Origin of the sequence: Leifsonia tongyongensis (genome assembly GCF_010686705.1) — a bacterium.
In the GTDB taxonomy this organism is placed as follows: domain Bacteria; phylum Actinomycetota; class Actinomycetes; order Actinomycetales; family Microbacteriaceae; genus Diaminobutyricibacter; species Diaminobutyricibacter tongyongensis.
In genome coordinates this window covers 1,489,094-1,510,224 of sequence record NZ_JAAGWY010000001.1, presented here as the reverse complement: position 1 = coordinate 1,510,224, position 21,131 = coordinate 1,489,094, and the positions used below count along the sequence as shown (strand labels likewise).

Sequence of the window (21,131 nt, the reverse complement as noted above, 5' to 3'; positions counted from 1 at the left end):
ATCAGCTCCTTTCAGTGGTGTAGCGGTTCGCGTGTTCTGCCGCGATCTCGCGGATGAGGGCGTGCTGGCGGCGCAGCTGGTCGGACGCACGGTACGGCTCGTGGTGTCCTTCATACTCGCTCGAGAGCCAGCCGGTGTAGCCGGAGTCGACGACGATCTCGATGATCTCCCGCCACGGGATGTAGTGGTCGACCAGGTCGTCGTCGACCTCGTAGAACTTCGCCTGGAAATAGACGGTGTGCGCCATCACGTCGGCGAGGTCGGATGCGGGCACGAACGGCACGACCGGTGGCCTGGCGCTTCCATCCCCCATCCGGAACGACGCGCTGCCCCCGCGGCGCGGATACGGCTTCAGCTCGAACACCCCAGTGTCGATGAGCAGCCCGAAGTGCGCGGAACCGGTACGCTCCTTGAACTCCAGGTACTCTTCGACCACGGGGGACTTGATCACCGTCGGCCAGTGGATCTCGGGGCAGATCACGATGTCGAGGTCGGCTGCCAGCTGAAGGTTGCGCTCCACCGCCTCCTGCCAGATGGGGTCGACGCGCAGGTCCTCGGAGATCACGCCGATCTTGGGTCGCACGAACGAGAAGCCCAGCTGCCCGGCGAGCCGCAGGTCGAGTGCGAGCTGCTCCGATCCTTCGGCGACGGTCATGCCGCGCCCCGGGAAGCGCCGCGTGTCCAGCCACGAGCCGTACAGGGTGGGCGTCAGGCCCAGGCGTTCGTTGCGCGCGAACCAGGCGTCGATCCAGGCCGTCGACGGATGCGGGTAGTCCTCGATGTGCGCTTCGCCGAGGATCTCGAGCCCTGTCGCGTCGAGATCGGCGACATCCTCGATGCAGTCCTCGACCGTCATCGTGACGCCGAGGTCGTCGGTGTAGCTGTAGAGAGATACGCCGAGGCCGAAGGGCAGGTCGTCCGTACTCATTTGACGATCACCGACTTCCGTGTCGCGGTCCAGATCGATGGTTGCAACTCTTCGGGGATGTACGACATCCGCAGCCGGAGAACGAGCGTCACATCGTGGATGCCCCGCCTCAGCCCTCCATCGCGCGGCACGGTCAGCATCGCCGCCGTGCCCATCGGCCAGCGGGCATCCGTCGATTCCTGCAACTCGGCGAACGTGTAGTCGCCGTCGGGCAGGCTCCAGCGGATGTCCCGCCCGTCGAACTCCTCGTCGTCGACGATGACCGTCGGCCGCTCGATGAGGTCGGCCCAGAGGCCGCGGTAGTAGGGGCTCCGGATGCGCAGCTGGAACCCGGTGCGCGCATCCGTCGGTCCGACATTGCGAAAGCCGCCGGTTTGAATCAATTGTTCTTGGAGCATCTCTGTCCTTCGTCTTCCGTTTCAGGCGTCAGTTCGAGGCTTCGGCGACCTGCAACGCCGAGAGCTGTTCGGCGGCCTTGCGCGCGCCGCGCACGGCGATGGCGACGCTCATGAGCGTGGGGTTCATCGTCGTCGCGGTAGGGATGAGCGCATTGCCGCCTACCACAAGGTTCTCGTAGCCCCACACCCGCGAGAACGGGTCGGCGACGGACGTGCCGTCGTCCGCATCCCCCATCCGCATCGTGCCCTGGTAATGCAGGCTCGATCCGTTCGGCAGCAGGCGGGGCTCTGCGACGAAGGTGCCGAGCGCGGCGCCCGCCCGGCGCAGGTGCTCCGTCGCGTTCGCGATCTCCGCCTGCTCGCTCTCCGTCAGCGCGTACTCGATCGTCATGTTGGGGAAGCCGCGATAGTCGGGCTCACCGTCGTCGAAGGTCAGCGCATCCTCGTAACGCGGGCGCTTGCGCATCCCGTAGCCCATATTCACGTAGCCCCAGCGGTTGCCGGCCGCAGGGTGTTCCGGGTCGAGCTGGAAGGGCGGGTTCTCGGCGTACATCACCTGGAGCGAGAACGGGTGGTCCGGTTCGGAGAACGGGATGCGGTTCACGGCGGCAACGGGATCGGCCGGGTTGGCCGAGCGGCGCTCGAGCTCCTCATCGAGCTGCTCCTCCGTCGCGAACCGGCGCATGCTGTCCTCATCGAGCGCCACCGTCGAGATGACGACCGGATGCTCGGTCAGGTAGTGCCCGAGCGCCCGGGGGCGGATTCCGGATGCCCACAGCAGCTGCGGCGAACGGAAGGCGTCACCCGCGACCACCACGAGGTCGGCGTCGATCGTATAGATCTCATGGCTCCGAAGGTCTTCGACGGTGAGGCCGGTGACCCGGTCGCCGGCGTGGTTGACCCGGCGCACGAGGGACAGCTCGCGGAGTTCGAATCGCTCGGAGAGCGGGCTCTCCGGATCGATCAGGGGGCCGAGGACAACATCCGCGCCCGCCCAGCGCATCGAGCCGTCCGGTTGCGGGTCGCCGGAGACCGGCAGCGTGCTCGGGCCGTAGCCGTCGGGCAGTTCGTCTCCGAACTCCTCGGCCAGCAGCGAGCGGATGGCATCGCCGACCGCCGAGTCTGCGAATGCTGCGTTCTGCACGTGCAGCAGCCGCGACGCCTCGGCCATGAGGTCGTCCCACTCCGCGTCGCAGATGAATGCCACACGCTCGCTGAAGGACGGGCTCGGCGTCGCGCAGGTCCAGTGCGCTCCCATGCCGCCGACGTTCGTCGACGCTGCGGCCGCGGGGAAGGACGTCGCGTGCGCGGACCCCTTTCCACCGAAATCGAGGAGGTGCGTACCGCCGCGGGCGGTGAACATCCCCTCCACGACGGTCGACGACGGGATGCCGAGCGACTCGCGGAAGGAGCCCGCCTGCGGGCCCTGCGAGAGCTCGCGAGCGCGTTCCTTCTCTTCCGGGTCGGGGATGTTGCGCACGCTCTCGCCGGCGATCGCGGTCAGCTGCGGTCCGGCCTCGAGCATGACCACCCGGGCGGTGGGAAGCGATTCGAGCAGCAGCCGCGCGTAGGCGGATCCGATCGGACCGCTGCCGACGATGGCGATGGTGGGGGACGTGGACATGGTGCTCTCCTGCGATTCAGACGGTGATGGATTCGGTGTCGGATGTTCGGACTGGTCCGTGCTCGTCGGACAGGCGGCCGTCCGGCAGCAGTACCGACGCGATGATGCCCACCGCGTAGGTCACGGCGAGCGCGATGTAGACGGGTACGAACACATCCCGGTAGACCTGAGCGACCTCCAGCTGGGTCGCCGCATCGAGCGTGCGGACGGTCGCGGGGGTGAGGGTCGCCGCGTTGAGCGTCTTCGGCAGCAGCGCGACCACGCTCACGCCGATGAAGCTCCCCACGATGGCCGTTCCGACCGTGGCTCCCACCTGGCGCACCAGGTTGACGCTCGCCGTGATGGTGCCCGTCTCGGATCGCGGGACCGCGCTCTGCACGACCGCGACGATGAGGCTCATGAACGCACCGGTCCCGAGACCGACGACGGCCATCGCCAGCATCGGCACCCAGAGCGGCGCGCCCAGCGGCAGAAATGCCATTGTGGCCAGCCCGGCCGTTCCGAGCGTCGTGCCGATCAGCGGGTAGATCCGGTAATGCCCGGTGCGGCTTGCGAGCCATCCGGTCGTCAGGTTGCTGACGAGCATCCCGAACACCGTCGCAATGGGCACCAGCCCGGAGACGGTCGCCGACGTGCGGTAGGCCATCTGGAAATACGTAGGCAGGAAGGCGGTGATCGAGAAGAGTCCGATACCGACGATCGCCGAGATCACTGTGCCCGCGGCGATGGTGCGGTCAGCGAACCATCGAAGAGGAACGAGGGGCTCAGCGACGCGCAGTTCGATGACGACGAAGACGGCGAATGCGATCGCGGCGAGCGCGAATGCCGCCGTCATGGGTGCGACCTGGGAGTCGTCGCCGAGCCAGGAGACGGCGAGCACGAGCGAGACGAGTCCGATCGTAAGCGCGATCGAACCTGCGATGTCGAAGCGGGCCGCCTTGCCGGGCTGGATGTGCGGAACGGCCACGATCGCGAGCAGCAGAGCGACTGCGCCGACGGGGGCGTTGATCCAGAAGACCCACGGCCAGCCCCAGTAATCCGTGATCAGGCCGCCCAGCACCGGGCCGATGAGAATCGCAACGGGGAACGCGGCCCCGATGATCGCCATGTATTTCGGTCGTTCCCGCGGCGAGGTGACTTCGGCGATGATCGTCTGCGACATCAGCTGGAGGCCCGCCGAGCTCATTCCCTGGATCACTCGGGCGACGATGAGCCAGGCGAAGCTGTTGGCGAACCCGCACGCGACCGACGTGAGGATGAACATGGTCACCGAGGTGAGGAAGATCGCGCGTGGACCGACCCGGTCGCCCAGTTTGCCCAGGATCGGCAGCAGCACCGTGCTCGCCAGCGTGTAGCCGACGACGATCCAGCTCATGTGCTCGAGTGCACCGAGCTGACCAGCGACCGTGGCGATCGCCGTGCTGACGACGGTGTTGTCGAGGGCGCCGAGAAACGACACGGCGAGGAGGGAGACGACGAGGAGACGGAACCGGAGATGCGAGAGAGTCATACGCGAAGCCCGAACGATCGGGCAGTCGACGCGACTGGTTGTGCCCTCGCCGCAGCATCACGGTGAGGAACGGGCGCAAGGCCCCGACGTCATGTCTATTCTAAGCATACTTTGGTTGCTTTTCAACCTAAGATGCTGCAAACGGCGCCGACGGCGTCAGCCGACCTGTACTCCCCAGAATGGAAGTCCCGGCTCATGCCTACGTCAGGAATTCGGGAAATGCCGGGCGTCGAGATGCAGAAGCACGAAACCCGACCAGGCGTTTCTTCGTCCGGGGTCCCCTGGTAACCTCATCCGTCACACAATGTCCTGAATTCCTGTGTGCCCCAGAACAACGAAAACGCCCTCCCGAAGGAGAGCGAGTCAAGCACAAAACAGATAACAAACGTTTTGCGGAGACGGTGGGATTTGAAGCCTATCCGCGCCGTGGTGATATCGCGGCGTGCGACGAAAACTACCGAGATTTCGCGGCGTTAGGGCAGCCCGCGGTGACCAGAACGGCCTACGTTCTTTTCGAATTGTGGTCAAAGTGCGGTCGCGCTGAGTACTTCTTCGCGCCTGTGATGCGTGATTTACGAGAAGAACCAATTGCAGGCTGGGTCGACATTAATTGCTTCGGGCCGGAATATCGACCGACAGGTCCGTGTCATCAACGGTGGCGCAGACCCGCTTGTCGTGACCTCAACTGAAGATGGGTCGTGCCGAACGTTAAGGAGGGTTGAAACAGCGTCGCTACGCGGCCGAAGCCGACTCCCGTAGCCGACGGACAACTTCTCGGATCGTGTCGGCGAACTCATAAATGTCATCGAGAGAGGCGATTGGGTGCCGCGTCTCGACCTTGTTCGCGTCAAGCAAGCCGATGTACTTCTGCTTCTTCTGATTGAAGTGAAGTCGGGCAATGGTCTTGCGGTTGTTGTCGTCAAGAAGAATGGCGAAGTATGACTGCTGATCGCGCGCGACAATTCGCTCCGGCTTCACCTCGCTACAGGCAATTGCCTTGACAATGTTGAATCCCTCAAGCTCATCGGGGGTGGTAACGATGCCACTCTCAAGTTCCTCCGCGTGCGCTATAGCGCCGTTACCAAGCGCTTCGACGGGAGAGTAGTCAGCGCTAAACGACGGGGAAACGAGTGCTGTCTTGAGCCGATCATTGACCTGGTCGTTGAGGAACTGCGCGCTGGCCCGTGGGACAAGCTTGTTGAATTGCACCTTCACCCTCTGCGTGTACGAGCCCTCGTACACGCGTGTCGCGAGGAAGCGCACCCACTCTTCGTCGGGGTCCTTGAACTCGTTCGCGATCAAGCGCTTGAGCGCACCCACATACTTCAGCTCTTCGGCCGCGCTGATGATCGAGTCGAGGTCAAACACTTCCTTGCTCAGCTTGATCAGCTCAGGTATCAGGGATTCGTCTATGTTCGCCATGTCCAAAACGAGGAAGGGGCGATTGTCCATAACGTTAGGTGCGTCGAGGTCTGTGAAGAACTGGTAAATCTCACCGTTCGTCAAGACCGCGATACGCGCTTTCGTCACCGAGAAATATCGGTACAGCTGGGACGCATTCTCGATTCGAAGCGGCCCGGTACTGGACTTGCACTCAATGAGAATTTGGACCTCGCCATCGCGCATGATGGCGTAGTCGATCTTCTCGCCCTTCTTCACACCAACATCGGCGATAAATTCAGGGACAACTTCGAGGGGATTGAAGACGTCGTAGCCCAGGATCGTCGAGATGAAGGGCATTACGAACGCGTTCTTCGTGGCTTCTTCGGTCTTGATTGAGTCACGCTGCGTCTTGATCTTCGCCGTAAGTGCGGAAAGCCGCTCCTCGAACTCCACAGCTACCACGTGCCGCTCCTCATCGAGTCTGTTTGAAATGCTGGGGCGAAGGCTTTCGACGCTATTCGGCCGTGAGCGATATGGCCAACCACAAACGACGATTCGCGAAGCGTCAATGTCGCATCGTCGCGGCGCTTCCGTCGGAGAGTTAACCAGACGGCGTGCGGTTCGCAACAGACCCCCAATAGGGCGCTGAACCGCCGTCGAACCGCACGGCTGTCGAAAGCTACGCGACAATTGCCGCAAGCACTTCGTTGGCGCGGAAGACTCGCACATTCTGGCTGTGGGTCTCTTCAAGGATGCCAAGTTCTACAAGTTTGTTCGCGGCGGTACTGGCTGCTTGATAAGTCGCACCCGTAATGTCAGCGAGGTTTCGCACGTTTACGAACGGCGACCCGATGAGATGATCAACGATGTCGCGAACAATCCCCCGCGCTTTGGCGTCCCGCAATATCTCGTGGTAACGCGCCTGTACCGCGAGGAGTGATTCGAGGCGCTGTGCTGTATCGATTGCCGACGCTTCGAGCCCTTGCGCGAAAAAGGTCACCCAGCCGTTCCAGTTACCTGAAATACTGACTTCCGCTAGGGCGTCCTGATATTGGTCGCGTCGCGCCTCGAACCAGGGAGAAACGCTGAGTAAGGGTTCGGAGAGTGCGTGGTCCTGCAAAAGCTGCAGAACAATCAAGAGCCGACCGAGCCGACCATTTCCGTCGTTGAACGGGTGAATCGTCTCGAATTGGTAATGGGCCATCGCTGCTGCAACGAGCGGATCGCGAAGTGTGGCATTGTCCGCGCTTGCTCGAACCCACTCGACGAGATCCCCAAACGCAGCCCTAAGCGTTGCACCGGGCGGCATCGGGATGAATCGTGCCTGCGCGACCCCGCCGCCCTGAGTTCCGATGGCCACTTGAATTGACCTGGTCTTGCCTGCATCGGCGGTGTCAGCGACTGTGCCGGCAACGAGATCAGCGTGAAGCTGCTCGATGAGTCCAACCGTGATTGGGCGCCCTTCGGCAAGTGAGTCGAATGCCACCTCCGCCGCGCGGACGTAATTCAATACCTCTCGAAGCGCCGAAGAACGGTTGGGCTGATCGATGACGTTGGCGGCGAGTACCTCTTCGAGTGGAGCGAATGTCCCCTCTAATGCTGACGTGCTCTGCGCCTCTCGTCGTAGTGTCGGCTGTCGAAGAATGCTTGGATTCTTCACAATCGTGGAGCCTTGCTGGAGGCGCCCCAACGCATGGTTCGCTTTCGACACAGCTCGCCAGGTCTCGTTGCTCAGTTCTGGTTCGTCACGCAGGGGATGCGCGACGAATGCGAAATGAGTGAAAGAACGTCCGGAGATACGGTCCGTGCCACTGATCGGGGTCAAATCACCAATCGGACTGCGACCAAAACGCTCGATGTCCATGCCACTCCTAAAGAAACTTGAACTTACAAGAGTGTAATTCAAGTAATCGTGATTTTACTTGAATCCTGCCGTCGGGCATTCAAGTAGGCAAGAACCGACGCAGGAGTAGTCGAAGCTGAATTGCGAACCGGCACGATCGGCCCCGCCGCGCAAAGCGTTCATCGTGACCACAACTGAAAGGGGGTCGTATTTATTGAAAGTGGCCATTTCGAGGCCAAATCATGCATTAAGACACGGTTGCCAGTCTCGGAAATAGGCTCTGATCAGCATTTTTTATAGAGCGGAGACGGTGGGATTTGAACCCACGGTGCCCTGTAAAGGGCACTCCACCTTAGCAGGGTGGTGCACTAGGCCGAACTATGCGACGTCTCCAGCGCGGCCGCTTGCGGACGCACGACAGCAATCATAACGGACGCCGCGCCCCGCGCCAGACAGGGTTCTCCCAGCCGCCCGGGACCGCCCGCCGCTCAGATCGCCAGCGCCCCCGTGTACCCGGAGTTGTAGTAGTACTCCAGGATCGACGAGATGAACCCGATGCTCCAGATGATCGCGATCACCAGCGACACGACCGTCACACCGATGAGCCACCAGATCGGCGCCAGGCCCCTCGGCCTCGCGACCCTGTGCACGATCACGCTGCGGCCGATCACATACACCACCGCGTACAGGAACGCCCAGGCCCAGTGGAACGGCCGCTCGACTCCGGACCGCTTGAGTTCCCGCCAGTCGAGGTAGGCGAACAGCACGGTGAGTGCCCACAGCACCCAGCTGAGCGCGCCGACGGTCAGCGAGACGACGAGGATGGATGCGGTGGCGTGCGCGATCTCGGCTCGTGACCCGGTCGGATTGAACTCGAAGACACCGGGCGAGAACAGGAAGATCAGCGGGATGGAGAGGAACGGCACCGCAACGACGAGCCAGATCCACACGTTGTAGACGGGTGTGGTGTCGGGCAGTCGTGGCCGCTCACCCGGAACGGGAGCGCCTTGCGCGGCCTGCGGCACCGGCGCGTAGTCGTCGGTCCAGTCGTGGCCGTTCCACCAGCGGAGTTGTGCGGCCCCGGTGGGGTCGGGGAGCCAGCCCGGAGGGGTTGGGCCGCCGGTTCGTGCATCCGTCATCGCTTCGTCCTTTCCGTCAGGGCTTCACTGATTGTTGAGCGTACGCCCCTCGGGCAGGTCGCACCCTGGCCCGTGTCACTCCAATGCAGAGCGGCCGCCGGGTGCAGGAGTCCTGCGCCCGACGGCCGCTTCTACCGCTACTTCGACTTGACCTTGAAGGTCGTCCAGCCCAGCACCTGATCGGCCGCGTTCTGCACCGACACGGTGGTGCTGCCGTTGCCCATCGTGGACGGCAGCTTCAGCTTCAGGATGCCGTCATCCGGCACCTGCAGCCAGCCCCCGCCGATCTCCTTCGCCGGCGAGTAGGCCCAGACGGAGACCCAGTCGCCGGCGTGCGACGCTCCGACCGTGATCCTGATGTCGTCACCGGGGCGGTAGGTGCCCTTGTCGACGGTCACCAGATCCCCGAGCGCCTTCGTCAGCGCTGACTGCTTGGCCGCCTTCGGGTCACCCGAAGGCTTCGGGTTCGCCGGCAGGTCTGCCACCGTGAGCGCCACACGGACCGTCGTGCCCGAATCCGGAGCGGTCAGCACCAGCGTGCTCGCGCCGGCCGCATCCGCCGGAACCGTGAACGACACGGTCGCAGTGCCGGTCGCATCCACCGCCACGTTGCCGAGAGCGGCCGAGCTGCCCGCCCACGTCAGCTGCAGCGAGGTGTTCGCCGGGCTGCCGAGAGAGGTCAGGTTGAGCTTCGACACCGTGAAGGACACGTGGTCGCCGCGCTGCAGGACGCCGGTCGGCACCCCGCTGACGCTGACGCCGCGCTTGGCGAAGCTCGGCGAGACCGGGCTGTTGTTCTGCAGGTAGGCGATCCACGCGTCACGGTCGATCAGGCCCGAGTCCTTCGTGTTCGTGCCTGCGGCGAAGGCGCGGAAGTTGTCCCCGCCCTGCACGAGGAACGAGAAGGACCCGATCCGGTACGGTTTCGCAGGGTCGATCGGCTGACCGTTGACGATGATGCTGGTGATGCGGTCGCCCTCGGCACGTGAGGCGTCGAACGTGTAGCTGACGTTCTTCGACAGGCCGAGGTTCAGGAACGGCCGGCTCGGCATGGTGCCGTCGGCGTTCCGCTGCCACTGCTGCTCGAGCGCCTGTTTGAACTGGGCGCCGGTGAGGGTCGTCGTCCAGAGGTTGTTCACGAACGGCAGCACCGCATTCGCCTGCGCGTAGGTGATGCTTCCGTCGGCGCCATACAGCAACTCGGCCCGCAGCCCGCCCGGATTCACCACACCGATCTCGGCGCCGCCGAGGTCGGCGGGCGAAAGCGTGGTCAGCAGCGAGTCGGCTACCAGGTTGCCCAGGGTCGACTCGCTCATCCGGTCGTCACGGGCACCGTTGATGTACGCGGTGGTGATGTCCTTCGTCACCGAGCCGACCTTCTGGTTGCCGATGACCGCTGAATCGGCGAGCGCCTTGTCGACGATGGTCTTCACCGTCGCGACTCGAGGGTAGGCGGCGACGAGGGATGCGTCGGCGTCCGTCGTGCGGGCCACATTGCGGGCGGTGTGGGCGGTGACCACGTCGGTCTCCGGGTCCACCGTCAGCGTGACCTGTCCGATGTTCTCACCGTAGCTGCCGGTCTGGACGATGGGACGGGTCGCCCCGTCGGCACCGGGGACCGGGCCCTCCCACGCGTACTGCTTGTGCGTGTGACCGGTGAAGATGGCCGCGACCTTCGCGCTCGTCTTGGTGACGATGTCGGCGAAGGCGCCGCCGGCGGCGACCTCCTTCTCGAGGGTCGCACCGTCGGGCGTGCCGAAGCCGGCGCCCTCGTGGTATTCCGCCACCAGCACATCCGCTTCACCGTTCGACGGGTCGCCGTCGGTGAGCTGCGCCGCGACGCGGTTCACCGCTGCGACCGGGTCGCCGAAGTCGAGCGTCGAAATGCCGCCCGGCGAGACGAGGGTCGGGGTCTCCTGGGTCACCGCACCGATCACGCCGACCCGGAGGCCGTCGACCGTGAACTCGGCGTACTCGGGAAGTGCCGGGTCCGTCGTGCCCTTCTTGTAGACGTTGGCGCCGAGGTAGCTGAATGCGGACGCATCCTTCACGCGACCGGTCAGGTCGGAGAAGCCCTTGTCGAACTCGTGGTTGCCCACGGCGCTCGTCTTCAGGTCGAGCGCGTTGAGCACGTCGAGCGTCGGGATGTCCCCGGCCGAAGCCGACGCGAACAGGGAGGCGCCGATGTTGTCCCCGTCGGAGAGGAACAGCGTGTTCGCGTCACGCGCCGCCGCTCGCAGCTTCTCGATGGTGCCGGCGAACTTCACGGTGTTGCTGTCGATCCGGCCGTGGAAGTCGTTGATGTTCAGCAGGTTCAGCGTCACCGGAGCCGCCTTGAGACCGAGGCCCACCACGATCGGGTCGTGGTCGCTCGACCGGTAGGGGTCTGCAGCGTAGAGGTTGGTGACGTTGTAGTTGTACCGGCTGTACTCCAGTGCGACCGATTCGACCGAGTTGATGTTCCACACGTCGGCGCCGGAGATGGCTTTGTCGGCAGCCGGCGAGGCGAGTACGTGGTCGAGCGAACCGACCGTGCCGCCGAACGAGTACGTGTACTTGTCGGTGCGGGTCGTGACCTGGTCGATGTACCCCGCGTCGGTGAGTACCTTGATGGGGTCCTCGTTGAGGTAGGCGTTGAAGTCGCCGATCAGGAGGACCTTGTCGAGGCCGAGGGTCGCTTTGCGCTCGTCGGCGAAGGCCACCAGCGCATGCGCCTGGTTGACCCGTGACGCGTTCGATGCGCCCTGGCCGTCACCCTGGTCGGCGTCTGCTCCCGTGCCGGAGCCCTTGGACTTGAAGTGGTTGACGATCGCGATGAACGCCGACGTGTCCTTCGTGCCGACCTTCTTGAAGGCCTGCGCGAGCGGCTGCCGGGCGTTGCTGAACGCGACATCGTCGAGGATGCGGGACTCGCCGACGGGCTCCGCGTTCGCCTTCTTGTAGATGAAGGCGGTGCGGATGACGTCCTCGCTGGCCGGCAGGGCCGAGGGCGACTTGACGTATGCCCACACCTCGCTGCCTGCGGCGGTGTTGAGCGCTGCGACCAACGTCGAGAGCGCGTCATCGCGGTTCAGTCCGAACCGTGCCGAGTTCTCGATCTCTTCGAGTGAGACCACGTCGGCGGTGAGGCCGTTGATCGCCGCGACGATCTTGTCCTGCTGCCGCGTGAGACTGGTCGCGTCGGCCGCACCGCGTGCGTCGCAGCCCGTGTTGATCGTGATGTTGTTTCCGTCGCGGTCGGTGTAGAACGTGCATCCGCTCAGCTGGTCGCCGGTCGTGGGGAAATAGTTGAGCACGTTGAACGTGGCCAGTCGGAGGTCGCCGCCCACGTTCGCGGGTGCAGTGGTGCGCGTGTTCGAGAAGGTCACCGGCTGCACGACCGGTGCGTTCGCAGGGGTCAGCTCGGCAGTCGGCTGGAACTTCCAGGCGCTGTTGCGGTAGTCGAGGACGACCGGCTTGGTGAACGTCACAGCCTCACCGACGCGGACCGGAGCGGTCAGCGACAGGTACGGCAGCGGCTTCGACTTGTTGGCAGCGCTGAGGAAGTTGGTCGAGGCGCCGTCGTCGAGGGTGACGGCCCTGGCTGCGTTGGCTGCGAGCGCCGCGGTGTACTCCGGGGTGCCGGGGCGCGCGGTCTCTGTTGCCTGCACGAGCGGCTTGTCGCCCGCCGCGAGTGCGATCTCGCCGTACTGGTTGGCCGAGTAGACGTCGGTGACGGTGAACGCGCCCTGCGGAGCGATCAACATCCCCTCGAGGCTTTCGCGCTGCGCCGCGGTGCCGGGGAGTCCGACGGTTGCCGGCGCCGGAGCGGCCACGGTCGAGGCGTCGAGCTTCGCAACCGCGCTAGCGGTGATCTCGGTGAGCCCGTTGAACTCACTGACGGCGCCGGTCACCTGCACGTAGTCGCCAGGAGCTACGGTTCCTGCGAAGGCGGACCCGAAGACGAAGACCGCGTCGGATGCGGTGTGGCTGGCCAAGTCGAGAGCGCCACCGGTGCCGGGGGTCTGCAGGTAGAAGCCGTTGAAGCCGCCGGTCGCGTACTGCGCCGTCACGACACCGACGGTGGATACCGTCGAGCCCGCCTTGGGGCTGACGTCGCCGGTCCCCTGGATGTCGGCGATGCTGACGGTTGCGGGCGGTCCGGGGTCGCCACCGGTTCCTGGGTCGGTGACACTGGACGTATTCTGCGGCGTGATGGTCGCCGAGAGGCCGAAGTCGGCGCTGTTGTCGTCGGTGTCGGTGAACGTGCTGCGCACGAACGACTTGACGTCGGTGTTGCCGGTCGGCGCAACCGCCTTGACCCTCTCGAACGTGTTCGATGTGCCGTAGCCGAGCAGGTCGGCGACATTCGGGTTATCAAGTACTGAGCCGGCCGGAAGGGTGAGCGCCGTCGCCGTCTTGGCCAGGATGAGCGTCCCGGTCGTACCGCTCGGGTTCAGGTTGCTCGCGACGTCGGGTGTGGGGAGGGCGACGCCGTTGGTGCCGTTGGAGCCGCCGCCGACGAGGAAGTAGCTCTTCGCGCCGATCGTCCCACTCAGAGGCACGACGCCCGTGGCGGCCCCTGTCCCGGTGGCGGGACGGTACTGCACGCTCCAGCCGGTCAGGCTGACAGCCTGTGCGCCCGGGTTGTAGAGCTCGACGAACTTGTTGGTGTAGGCCGCTCCGGCGCTGCCGCCGGAGAGATAGGCCTCGTTGATAACGACACCGGTGCCGTCTGTGCTGGCGAACGCGGGCGTCGCGACGAGGGCGCCGGCTGCGAGCCCGGCACCTGCGATCGCGGCGATCGCGGCGCGCGTGAGCCTGCCGAATCTGGTTGACATTGTTCTCCTCGAGAGATGGAGGGGCGGAAGAGCCCTCGGTCAACCTAGGGATCAGCTGAAACCGGACTCTGTACTCTGAATGAACGTACAGAAAACTCCTACGGGGGTAGACCGCTCATTTGAGCACGGAGCGGGTGACCCCAGATGGGGCGGCACCAGTTCTAGGTATTTCGAGGCGTGATCCGGCGCTGGATACTGATTGTGATCCAACGCAGTCACATGAGAGACGCCAACCGCGCCGCACACGAGCCGCCGAAAGCCGAACCGAAATGCCGACCACGGACACCACCATCGCCGTCCCGAACCGCACCGTCACCGCAGACCTGTGTGGTTTCTTCGCCTCACCCCACCCTCACCTGTGGGAGTACACGAACGGGCATCTGGTGTGTGCGTATTGCGACTGCAAACACTCGCTCTCGTCGTGAAGCCGAACTAAGAACCCGTGGTTCAGGCGAATACGGCGCGCACGCCCGTGGCGATCGCGAAGATCACGACGCCGGCGATCGCCCCGACCACCGTGCCGTTGATGCGGATGAACTGCAGATCGCGGCCGACCTGCAGCTCGATTTTCTGCGTGGTCTCGCGAGCGTCCCAGCGCTGGACCGTGTCACTGATCACCGAGGCGAGATCGCGACGGTACTTCTGCACCGCATAGCCCGCGGCGTCGGCGATCCACGCGTCGATCTTGGCCGAGAGCACCCGATCACTCGAGAGCCGCACGCCGATATCGACCAGCGCGGACGTCGCTGCCGACCGCAACTCGCTCGCGGGGTCGGCCAGCGACTCGGCGAGCGTCGTCTGCACCGCGTTCCACAGCCGGGCGGCGAAGGAACGCAGCCGGGGACTCTGCAGGAACTCGGCCTTGATCTGCTCGACCCGTTCGGCCATCGCAGCGTCGTGCTGCAGCCGATCGGTGAGATCGACGAGGTAGCCGTCGATCGCCACCCGCAGGGGATGCTCGGGGTCGTAGCGCACCGCGTGCAGCAGGCCGATCACCTCTCGATGGGCGCGCTCGTCGGCGAGGCCCCCGATGAACCCGGGAACCCAGCGCGGCAGCCGGGTGGAGACGATCTCGCCGAGCGCATCCGGATGTTCGGTGAGCCAGGTCTCCGCCGCATCGACAAGAGCGTCGACGACCGCTCGCTGCTGATCGGCTTCGACGAGCTCCGACCCCACCCGACCGAGCGTGGGAGCCCACTCCGGGTCGAACAGATACTCCCGGGCGAGCTTTTCGATGAGACTCTCGACGTCGCCATCGCCGAGCAAGCGCAGCACGCCCTGCGCCATCACCGCACCTTCGGCGCTCGCTCGCTTCGCATTCACCGGATCAGCGAGCCACGCACCCAGCCGGTCGGCCACACTGAAGGTGGCCAGCTTGCTGCGCACCACCTCGTCGGAGAGGAAGTTCTGTTCGACGAACTCGCCGAGGCTCGCCCCGATCTCGTCTTTGCGGTTGGGGATGATCGCCGTATGAGGAATGGGCAGACCGAGCGGATGCCGGAACAGCGCGGTCACCGCGAACCAGTCCGCTAGCGCTCCCACCATCGCCCCCTCCGCCGCCGCCCGCACGAAGGCCAGCCACGCATACCGGTCCTCGAATGCGAAAGCGATCGCGAAGACGACCGCCGAGAGAATCAGGAGGGCCGTCGCGAGCGTCTTCATGCGCCGAAGGGCAGCTCGACGCTCGAGGTCGGCCTCACTTAACAGACTGTCGCGCGTGGTGGTAGTCATCGTGTTCCTCCCGGCAGCGGGCGTGCTACCTGTGCCAAACGGCGCGCGAGCTGCGTGCGAGACGTGACGTCAAGCTTCCGATAGGCCTTTTTCAGGTGGTACTCGACGGTCTTCTGGCTGATGAACAGATACTCGGCAATCTGTCGGTTGGTGTGCCCCTCGGCTGCAAGCCTGGCTACGTGGGATTCCTGCGACGTCAACTTGTCGTCTGGGTGGAAAGGCCGCCCGCGAACATGTTCGCCGGTCGCCTCCAGTTCGACGCGCGTCCGCTCGGCAAAGCCCTCCATCTCGAACTCGCTGAAGAGTTCGTGGGCTGTGCGCAGTTCGGAGCGAGCGTCGACACGGCGCCCCTCGCGTCGGAGCCACTCGCCGTAGAGAAGGTGGGTTCGGGCCAGGTCGACTCGGAGGGCTGTCGGCTCGAACCACTCGATCGCCTCACGATAGAGAGTCTCGACGGCTTCGCCATCTGCGAGGAGTGCACGCGATCGCGCCTCGATCCCCCGTGCCCACGGCGTGTCGCTGGCTCGGGTGGACTCGCTCAGCGAATCCACCGCTTGCGCTGCCCGTTCCCGTCGACCTGTCCGCGACGCGGCTTCGATCAGCTCCACGACGGCAAGCGCGGCATACCAGGTCTCGCCCGCGTCGTTCGTAGCCTCCACCGCAGCCTCGAACGCATCGTCGTAGCGACCGAGCGCGTTGCACAGGGCTGCCGCCGCCCAGCTCAACGCGGTGAGGCCCATACTTTCGCCTCGGGCGCGGAAGTCCCTGCCAGCAGCTGCGGCCAGCCCGGCCAGCTCGTCCTCATTGCCTCTGAAGGCTGCCAAGGAGATCGCGCCGTATGCAGGAGGAGCAGCATTGCTGGTCGCGGCCGCCAGCATCTCGGCTTCCTCGACGAGCGCGGCGGCAGTCGCCATCTCGCCTGCCAGGAGGTGGACGCCGACCCTGCTGACCAATGCGAGCGGCAGTTCGGCGAGCATCCCCACGTCGCGGGCGGCCCGCACGTGTTCGGCTGTGAGAGTGTCCCACGTCGAGTAGTCCCACACGAAGCCAGCGAGCCGGCCCGCCAGCCAGCGCCAACGGGGACCTTCGACCGCAGTCGAGTCGTGGCGCGCGTAGACCTGGAGCGCCTCCCGCAATCGTGCAGTTCCCGTCGCTGGGCCGTCAGCGACGCGAGCAGCGAGGCCGTCCAGAAGCAGGTCGACGGGCCGCGGGTGGGGCACTTTCGGGGCAGCCAGGGCCGCTCGCGCAACCTCTCGAGGATTGGGGGTGATCGACAGCCGACCACTGAACATGGCTGACCCCAAGGCATCGAGGTACGTCTCCCGAGACAGTGCAACGTCGAGTGGCTCCAGCCTGCGCGCCGCAGCCAAGAGCAGCCGGGGCGCATCGCTCCCCCGGTTGGTGACGAAGGCTATGCGGGCTCGAAGGACCTCAGCCTGGGCCAGCTGGAAGTCGTCGAGCGGCCCTCCCTCTGCCATGTCGAGCAAGACGACAGCATCATCGATGGCGGCCGCTTCATACTTCGCGCCGGCGGCCACCAGGGCTCTGCCGGCACGCAGCGCAGGACTGACCGTCAGTTCTGCAGACCGCTTGAGGAATGCAGCGCCGGCAGCCAATCCTCCCCGCGCCTGCGCCCGGGCAGCCATCTGCTCAAGATCGGCAGCGATCTCCTCGTCGGGCACGATCACCGTCTGGCCAAGATGCCACGCGCGCCGATCGGGATCGACGTGGGCATCGGTCGCGACTGCGAGAGCCCGATGGACGTCCGTCCGCTCATCCTGACCCGCCGCTCGGTACACCGACGAGCGAACGAGGGGATGTCGGAAAGCAACCTGCGGGTGCAAGACGATCAGACCTGTCGACTCCGCTTCCACAGCGGCCGACTGAGAAACACCCATGGCGGCCGCGGCACGCCAGACCAGCAAGGGATCTCCGGTTGGATCGCTCGCCGCGATCAGGATCAGCGTGCGAACCTCACGCGGCAGCGCAGCAACTCGACGTCTGAAGCTCTGCTCCATCCGGGCATCGACGGTCGCAGTCGCAGGCAAGCCGAACCCACCCGCGAGCTCGGCCGTCGTCCGGTCGCGCGGCAACTCGATGAGCGCCAGAGGGTTGCCGTCAGCCTCGGCGATCAGACGCTCGATCACCTGCTCGTCCAACGGGAAGAGCAAGGCGGCCTCGAGGAGCGTCCTCGCATCCCGGTGGCCGAGGGCCTCGACCTGCAATACCGGCAAGCGCACGAGGGCCGCGCCGACGTCGCGTGTCGCAAAGACGATCCCGATTCGTTCGGCCACGAGACGGCGCGCGACAAAGGCGAGGGCGAGCGACGAACCCCGGTCCAGCCAGTGGGCGTCATCGATCAGCCCGAGCACCGGCTGCTCGGTCGCGAGCGACGACAGCAATCCGAGGACCGCGAGAGCAACCACGAACTGGTTGGGGGCCGGTCCTGCTGCCAGTCCGAACGCGACTGCCAAGGCGTCGCGCTGCGGCGCGGGCAGCTGGTCGATTCGATCCAAGGCAGGCCCACAGAACCGATGGAGTGCTGCGTAGGGAAACTCCTGTTCTGCCTCCGCTCCAGCCGTTCGCAAGACGAGAAACTCTTGCGCATTGCTCGCCGTGTCGTCCAGCAATGCGGTCTTCCCGACCCCGGGCACACCATGCACGACGAGTACGCCACCTCGTCCGGAGCGAGCCGCCCGGACGAGGCGGTCGAGCGCTTCGCGCTCCCGGCTTCGCCCCAGCAGAGTCACGAGATCAGCATAGGGTCGGCTGACGAACGACGGGAAGGCAGTCTGTATGGCCCGCGGCAGGGTCGCGCACTAGGGAATCCGGGGATGCGGCGCGGCCCAACCCTGGATCAAGGTTGCCTTGCTGACCAACTCGGCCTGCCCATATCCCAAGGAGACTAAGCATGAACGCCACCGACTCCACGACGACGGAGGCACCGCTGCCCGATTACGCCCCGATCCCGCCATCCGCTTTCGGTCCGGCCCCCAACGAGCAGGGTTACTACGTCGGGCGCGTCGAGCGGAACCTTTACTGGGTCACCGATGGCGTCTACCAGGCCGCTTTCCTGACGACCCAAGACGGGGTCGTTCTCTTCGACGCTCCGCCGAGCATCGGCCACAATCTCCAACGAGCCATCGACGAGATCGCGAACGCGAACGGCGTGAGCAGCAAGGTGACCTACCTCGTCCACACCCACCATCACGCCGACCACGCCGGCGCGTCCTCGCTCTTCGGCAAGGACGTGGTGCGGATCGGTCACGAGGAGACACGCCGACTTCTTCTCCGCGACGACGACCCGTCGCGGCCGGCGCCCGAAGAGACGTTCAGCGATCGCCGGACCTTGGAGATCGGCGGCGAACGAATCGACCTCGCGTGGCACGGTTCCAACCACACGCCTGACAACAGCATCATCCACTTCCCCGACCACGACGCCCTGATGATGGTGGACATCGTGAATGTGGGCTGGGTTCCGGTCTACGTCGTCAACCTCTCCGACGACATCCCCGGCTACTTGGCGATGCCGGCGACGGCATTGACCTATCCGTGGAAGACGCTCATCAGCGGCCACCTCGGCCGGCTTGGCACGCGCGACGACGTCGTCGTGCACCAGCAGTACATGGCAGACCTCGAGGCCAGCGCGAAGACTGCCCTCGCCACCGTGGATCCGACGCCCTACTTCCAGAAGTACGGTGCGGTCGGAAACATGTGGGGGGCGGTGAAGGCCTACCTGAACGCGGTGGGTGAGGCGACGGCCGCGCCCGTCGTCGAGAAGTACACGGGCGTGCTCGCAGCAGCCGATGTGTTCACCCCAGACGTCGCGTTCTGGCTCATGGAGTCGATGCGACTCAACCATGGGATCGGTCTGCAGGTGCATCCATGAGCACCGAACAGAAGGACATGGTGGATGCAATCCTGCGTCAATCGGCCTTCCCCATCGGCAGTACGGCGCAGCAGCAGCGGCAAATGCTCCGAGCGGCGCTGTCGGCACAGCCGCTACCGACCGATCTGACCGTGACTCCGGGGACACTGGGCGGCATCCCGACGGCCGAGATCACGATCGCAGGAATCGAACCGCACCACGTAGTTCTGTACTTCCACGGTGGCGTGTACGTCATTGGGGACGCCTTCCTTGCCGCTGACCTGGCCGCGCAGGTCGGGCGGCGAGTGCAGGCCAAGGTCATTTCCGTTGACTATCGCCTCGCACCGGAGCATCCGTATCCGGCAGCCGTAGACGACGCGATCGCGGCCTACGAGGGCCTCCTGCAGAGTGGTGTCGAGGCCTCGGACGTCGTCTTCGCAGGCGAGTCGGCGGGCGGCGGCCTTGCCGTTGCCACGCTGATCAATGCTCGCGATCGCGGACTGCCGTTGCCCGCCGCGGCCTTCGTCATGTCACCGATGACCGACCTCACGCTGTCCGGGGCGAGCATGGAAACGCGGCGCGAGGCTGATCCGCTGTTCACCCGAGAACTCCTGCGGGAACGGATCAACGACTACACGGCGGGCCAGGACGCTGCGCTTCCTCTCATGAGCCCGATCTTCGCCGACCTTGCTGGTCTCCCTCCCTTGATCATCCAGGCCGGAACGAACGAGCTCCTCCTCGACGACGCCGTCCGTCTCGCCGGCCAGGCCGCCGCAGCCGACGTCGAGGTCACTCTCGAGATCACTGCTGGGGTACCCCACGTCTTCCAAGGCTATTCCGCGATCCTCGACGAAGGGGCCGCGGCGCTGGACAGAGCCGGACGGTTTCTGTCGGCGCACCTCGCCGACGCAGAACACGAAGCTGCCCGAGCCGGACAATTCTGACTAGACGGAGTCCTTGCGCGCCGTAGTGCGGAACTGATTCGGACTCGTTCCGTTGATCGCTCGAAACTGCCGCGAGAAATAGAAGGGGTCGTTGTACCCCACCACAAGCGAGATCTCAGAGATCGACAGGTTTGATGAGATCAATAGCTCCCGTGCCCGCGCGTTCCTCAATCGCTTCAGATATTCAACTACGCCCATCCCCGTTGCCGCCTTGAAAACCACCGAGAAGTGGGAGGTGCTCAGGTTCGCGAGTTTCGCTAGGTCTTTGACGGTCGACTGAGAGTCCAGGTGTTGTCGCAGAAATGCTTGCACTATTTGGACCCGGTCTCTTGTCAGCGGATGTCCATGAAGTCGGTCGGAGGCGAGATGCGCAAGTAGGTTCCACGCTGCCCCTGTGGCGCCGACGATACTCGCGAAAGTTTCGTCTCGCTCCAGATGTGACAGAGCTTGCTCTACCAAACTGACCGCCGTGTACATGTCTCCGACAGATTGAATCAGATCGTCGCTTGACCCGACGATCTGATCGACAAGATCTTCGACGTCGGTCCCGATAACATGCATCCACCAAATCGTCCAGGGGTCTGTATGGTCCGCCCAATAGCTGTGCCCCGTCTTGGCTGGAATCACCACCGCCGTTCCCGCAGTGATCGGCCTGGTCACTCCCGCTACTTCTAGCCATCCGACGCCGCTAGTGCAAAGAATAATGATGACTTGTTTGGCTCCCTCTGGCCTGTTTTTGTAATGACCTGCCGTGTGAGGGAAATAGCCGACGACTGGTGCAAGCAGCTTCGACGTGATGCCCCCTGCGAGGGCCCGGGACACTGTCGGCGCAGGAAGAACACTAATCCGCTGGCCTGGGGACCCGCCCGGTACAAACATGACCGAATCCTATGAAATCAGAGAATCGTCCACAATCGTCGCAGTCTTGGGTTTCGATGTGATA

13 protein-coding genes and 1 tRNA gene are annotated in these 21,131 nt (G+C 64.7%); 2 read left to right on the top strand and 12 right to left on the bottom strand.

The features are described from left to right. Nucleotide 1: 1 nt before the first annotated feature. The 11 genes from G3T36_RS07240 to G3T36_RS07195 all read right to left on the bottom strand — a co-directional run bounded on the left by G3T36_RS07240 (nt 2) and on the right by G3T36_RS07195 (nt 18,126). Nucleotides 2-928 (bottom strand): sugar phosphate isomerase/epimerase family protein, encoded by a 927-nt coding sequence (locus tag G3T36_RS07240; protein ID WP_240148263.1) that lies wholly within the window; start codon nt 926-928, stop codon nt 2-4. Further along, a complete protein-coding gene (locus G3T36_RS19795; RefSeq protein WP_240148262.1) occupies nt 925-1,326 on the bottom strand; it encodes a C-glycoside deglycosidase beta subunit domain-containing protein in 402 nt (133 codons plus the stop codon). Before G3T36_RS19795 ends, G3T36_RS07240 begins: the two co-directional genes overlap by 4 nt. 28 nt (nt 1,327-1,354) lie before the next feature. Beyond that, entirely contained in the window at nt 1,355-2,950 is a 1,596-nt protein-coding gene (locus G3T36_RS07235) for a GMC oxidoreductase (RefSeq protein ID WP_163288845.1), read from the bottom strand. Nucleotides 2,951-2,966: 16 nt separating this feature from the next. Continuing rightward, complete coding sequence (locus G3T36_RS07230; RefSeq protein WP_163288844.1) at nt 2,967-4,460, bottom strand: MDR family MFS transporter; 1,494 nt, start codon at nt 4,458-4,460, stop codon at nt 2,967-2,969. Nucleotides 4,461-5,192: 732 nt separating this feature from the next. Continuing rightward, nucleotides 5,193-6,296, bottom strand: a complete 1,104-nt coding sequence (locus tag G3T36_RS07225; RefSeq protein WP_163289140.1) for a type I restriction enzyme HsdR N-terminal domain-containing protein — start codon at nt 6,294-6,296, stop codon at nt 5,193-5,195. Between the two features lie 226 nt (nt 6,297-6,522). Further along, nucleotides 6,523-7,707, bottom strand: a complete 1,185-nt coding sequence (locus tag G3T36_RS07220; protein ID WP_163288843.1) for a Fic family protein — start codon at nt 7,705-7,707, stop codon at nt 6,523-6,525. 281 nt (nt 7,708-7,988) lie between these two features. Further along, nucleotides 7,989-8,079, bottom strand: a tRNA-Ser gene (locus G3T36_RS07215). Between the two features lie 95 nt (nt 8,080-8,174). Next, the gene (locus G3T36_RS07210; RefSeq protein ID WP_163288842.1) at nt 8,175-8,825 is read right to left on the bottom strand and encodes a DUF2510 domain-containing protein; all 651 of its coding nucleotides are present in this window, start codon (nt 8,823-8,825) and stop codon (nt 8,175-8,177) included. A 137-nt stretch (nt 8,826-8,962) separates the two neighbouring features. Then, a complete protein-coding gene (locus G3T36_RS07205; protein ID WP_163288841.1) occupies nt 8,963-13,645 on the bottom strand; it encodes an ExeM/NucH family extracellular endonuclease in 4,683 nt (1,560 codons plus the stop codon). A gap of 447 nt (nt 13,646-14,092) precedes the next feature. Further along, nucleotides 14,093-15,376: a DUF445 domain-containing protein gene (locus tag G3T36_RS07200; RefSeq protein ID WP_163288840.1), complete on the bottom strand. Its 1,284-nt coding sequence runs from the start codon at nt 15,374-15,376 to the stop codon at nt 14,093-14,095. Then, nucleotides 15,373-18,126 (bottom strand): AAA family ATPase, encoded by a 2,754-nt coding sequence (locus G3T36_RS07195; RefSeq protein WP_205245021.1) that lies wholly within the window; start codon nt 18,124-18,126, stop codon nt 15,373-15,375. The genes G3T36_RS07200 and G3T36_RS07195 overlap by 4 nt, the downstream gene beginning before the upstream one ends. A 161-nt stretch (nt 18,127-18,287) precedes the next feature. Here G3T36_RS07195 and G3T36_RS07190 point away from each other — a divergent pair, with 161 nt between their 5' ends. Together G3T36_RS07190 and G3T36_RS07185 are read left to right on the top strand one after the other, a co-directional pair. Further along, complete coding sequence (locus G3T36_RS07190; protein ID WP_163288839.1) at nt 18,288-19,265, top strand: MBL fold metallo-hydrolase; 978 nt, start codon at nt 18,288-18,290, stop codon at nt 19,263-19,265. After that, nucleotides 19,262-20,188: an alpha/beta hydrolase gene (locus tag G3T36_RS07185; protein ID WP_163288838.1), complete on the top strand. Its 927-nt coding sequence runs from the start codon at nt 19,262-19,264 to the stop codon at nt 20,186-20,188. The genes G3T36_RS07190 and G3T36_RS07185 overlap by 4 nt, the downstream gene beginning before the upstream one ends. Here the strand turns inward: G3T36_RS07185 and G3T36_RS07180 are convergent, their stop codons facing one another. Beyond that, nucleotides 20,189-21,067, bottom strand: coding sequence for an AraC family transcriptional regulator (locus tag G3T36_RS07180; protein ID WP_163288837.1), 879 nt, complete (start codon nt 21,065-21,067; stop codon nt 20,189-20,191). Nucleotides 21,068-21,131 lie beyond the last annotated feature (64 nt).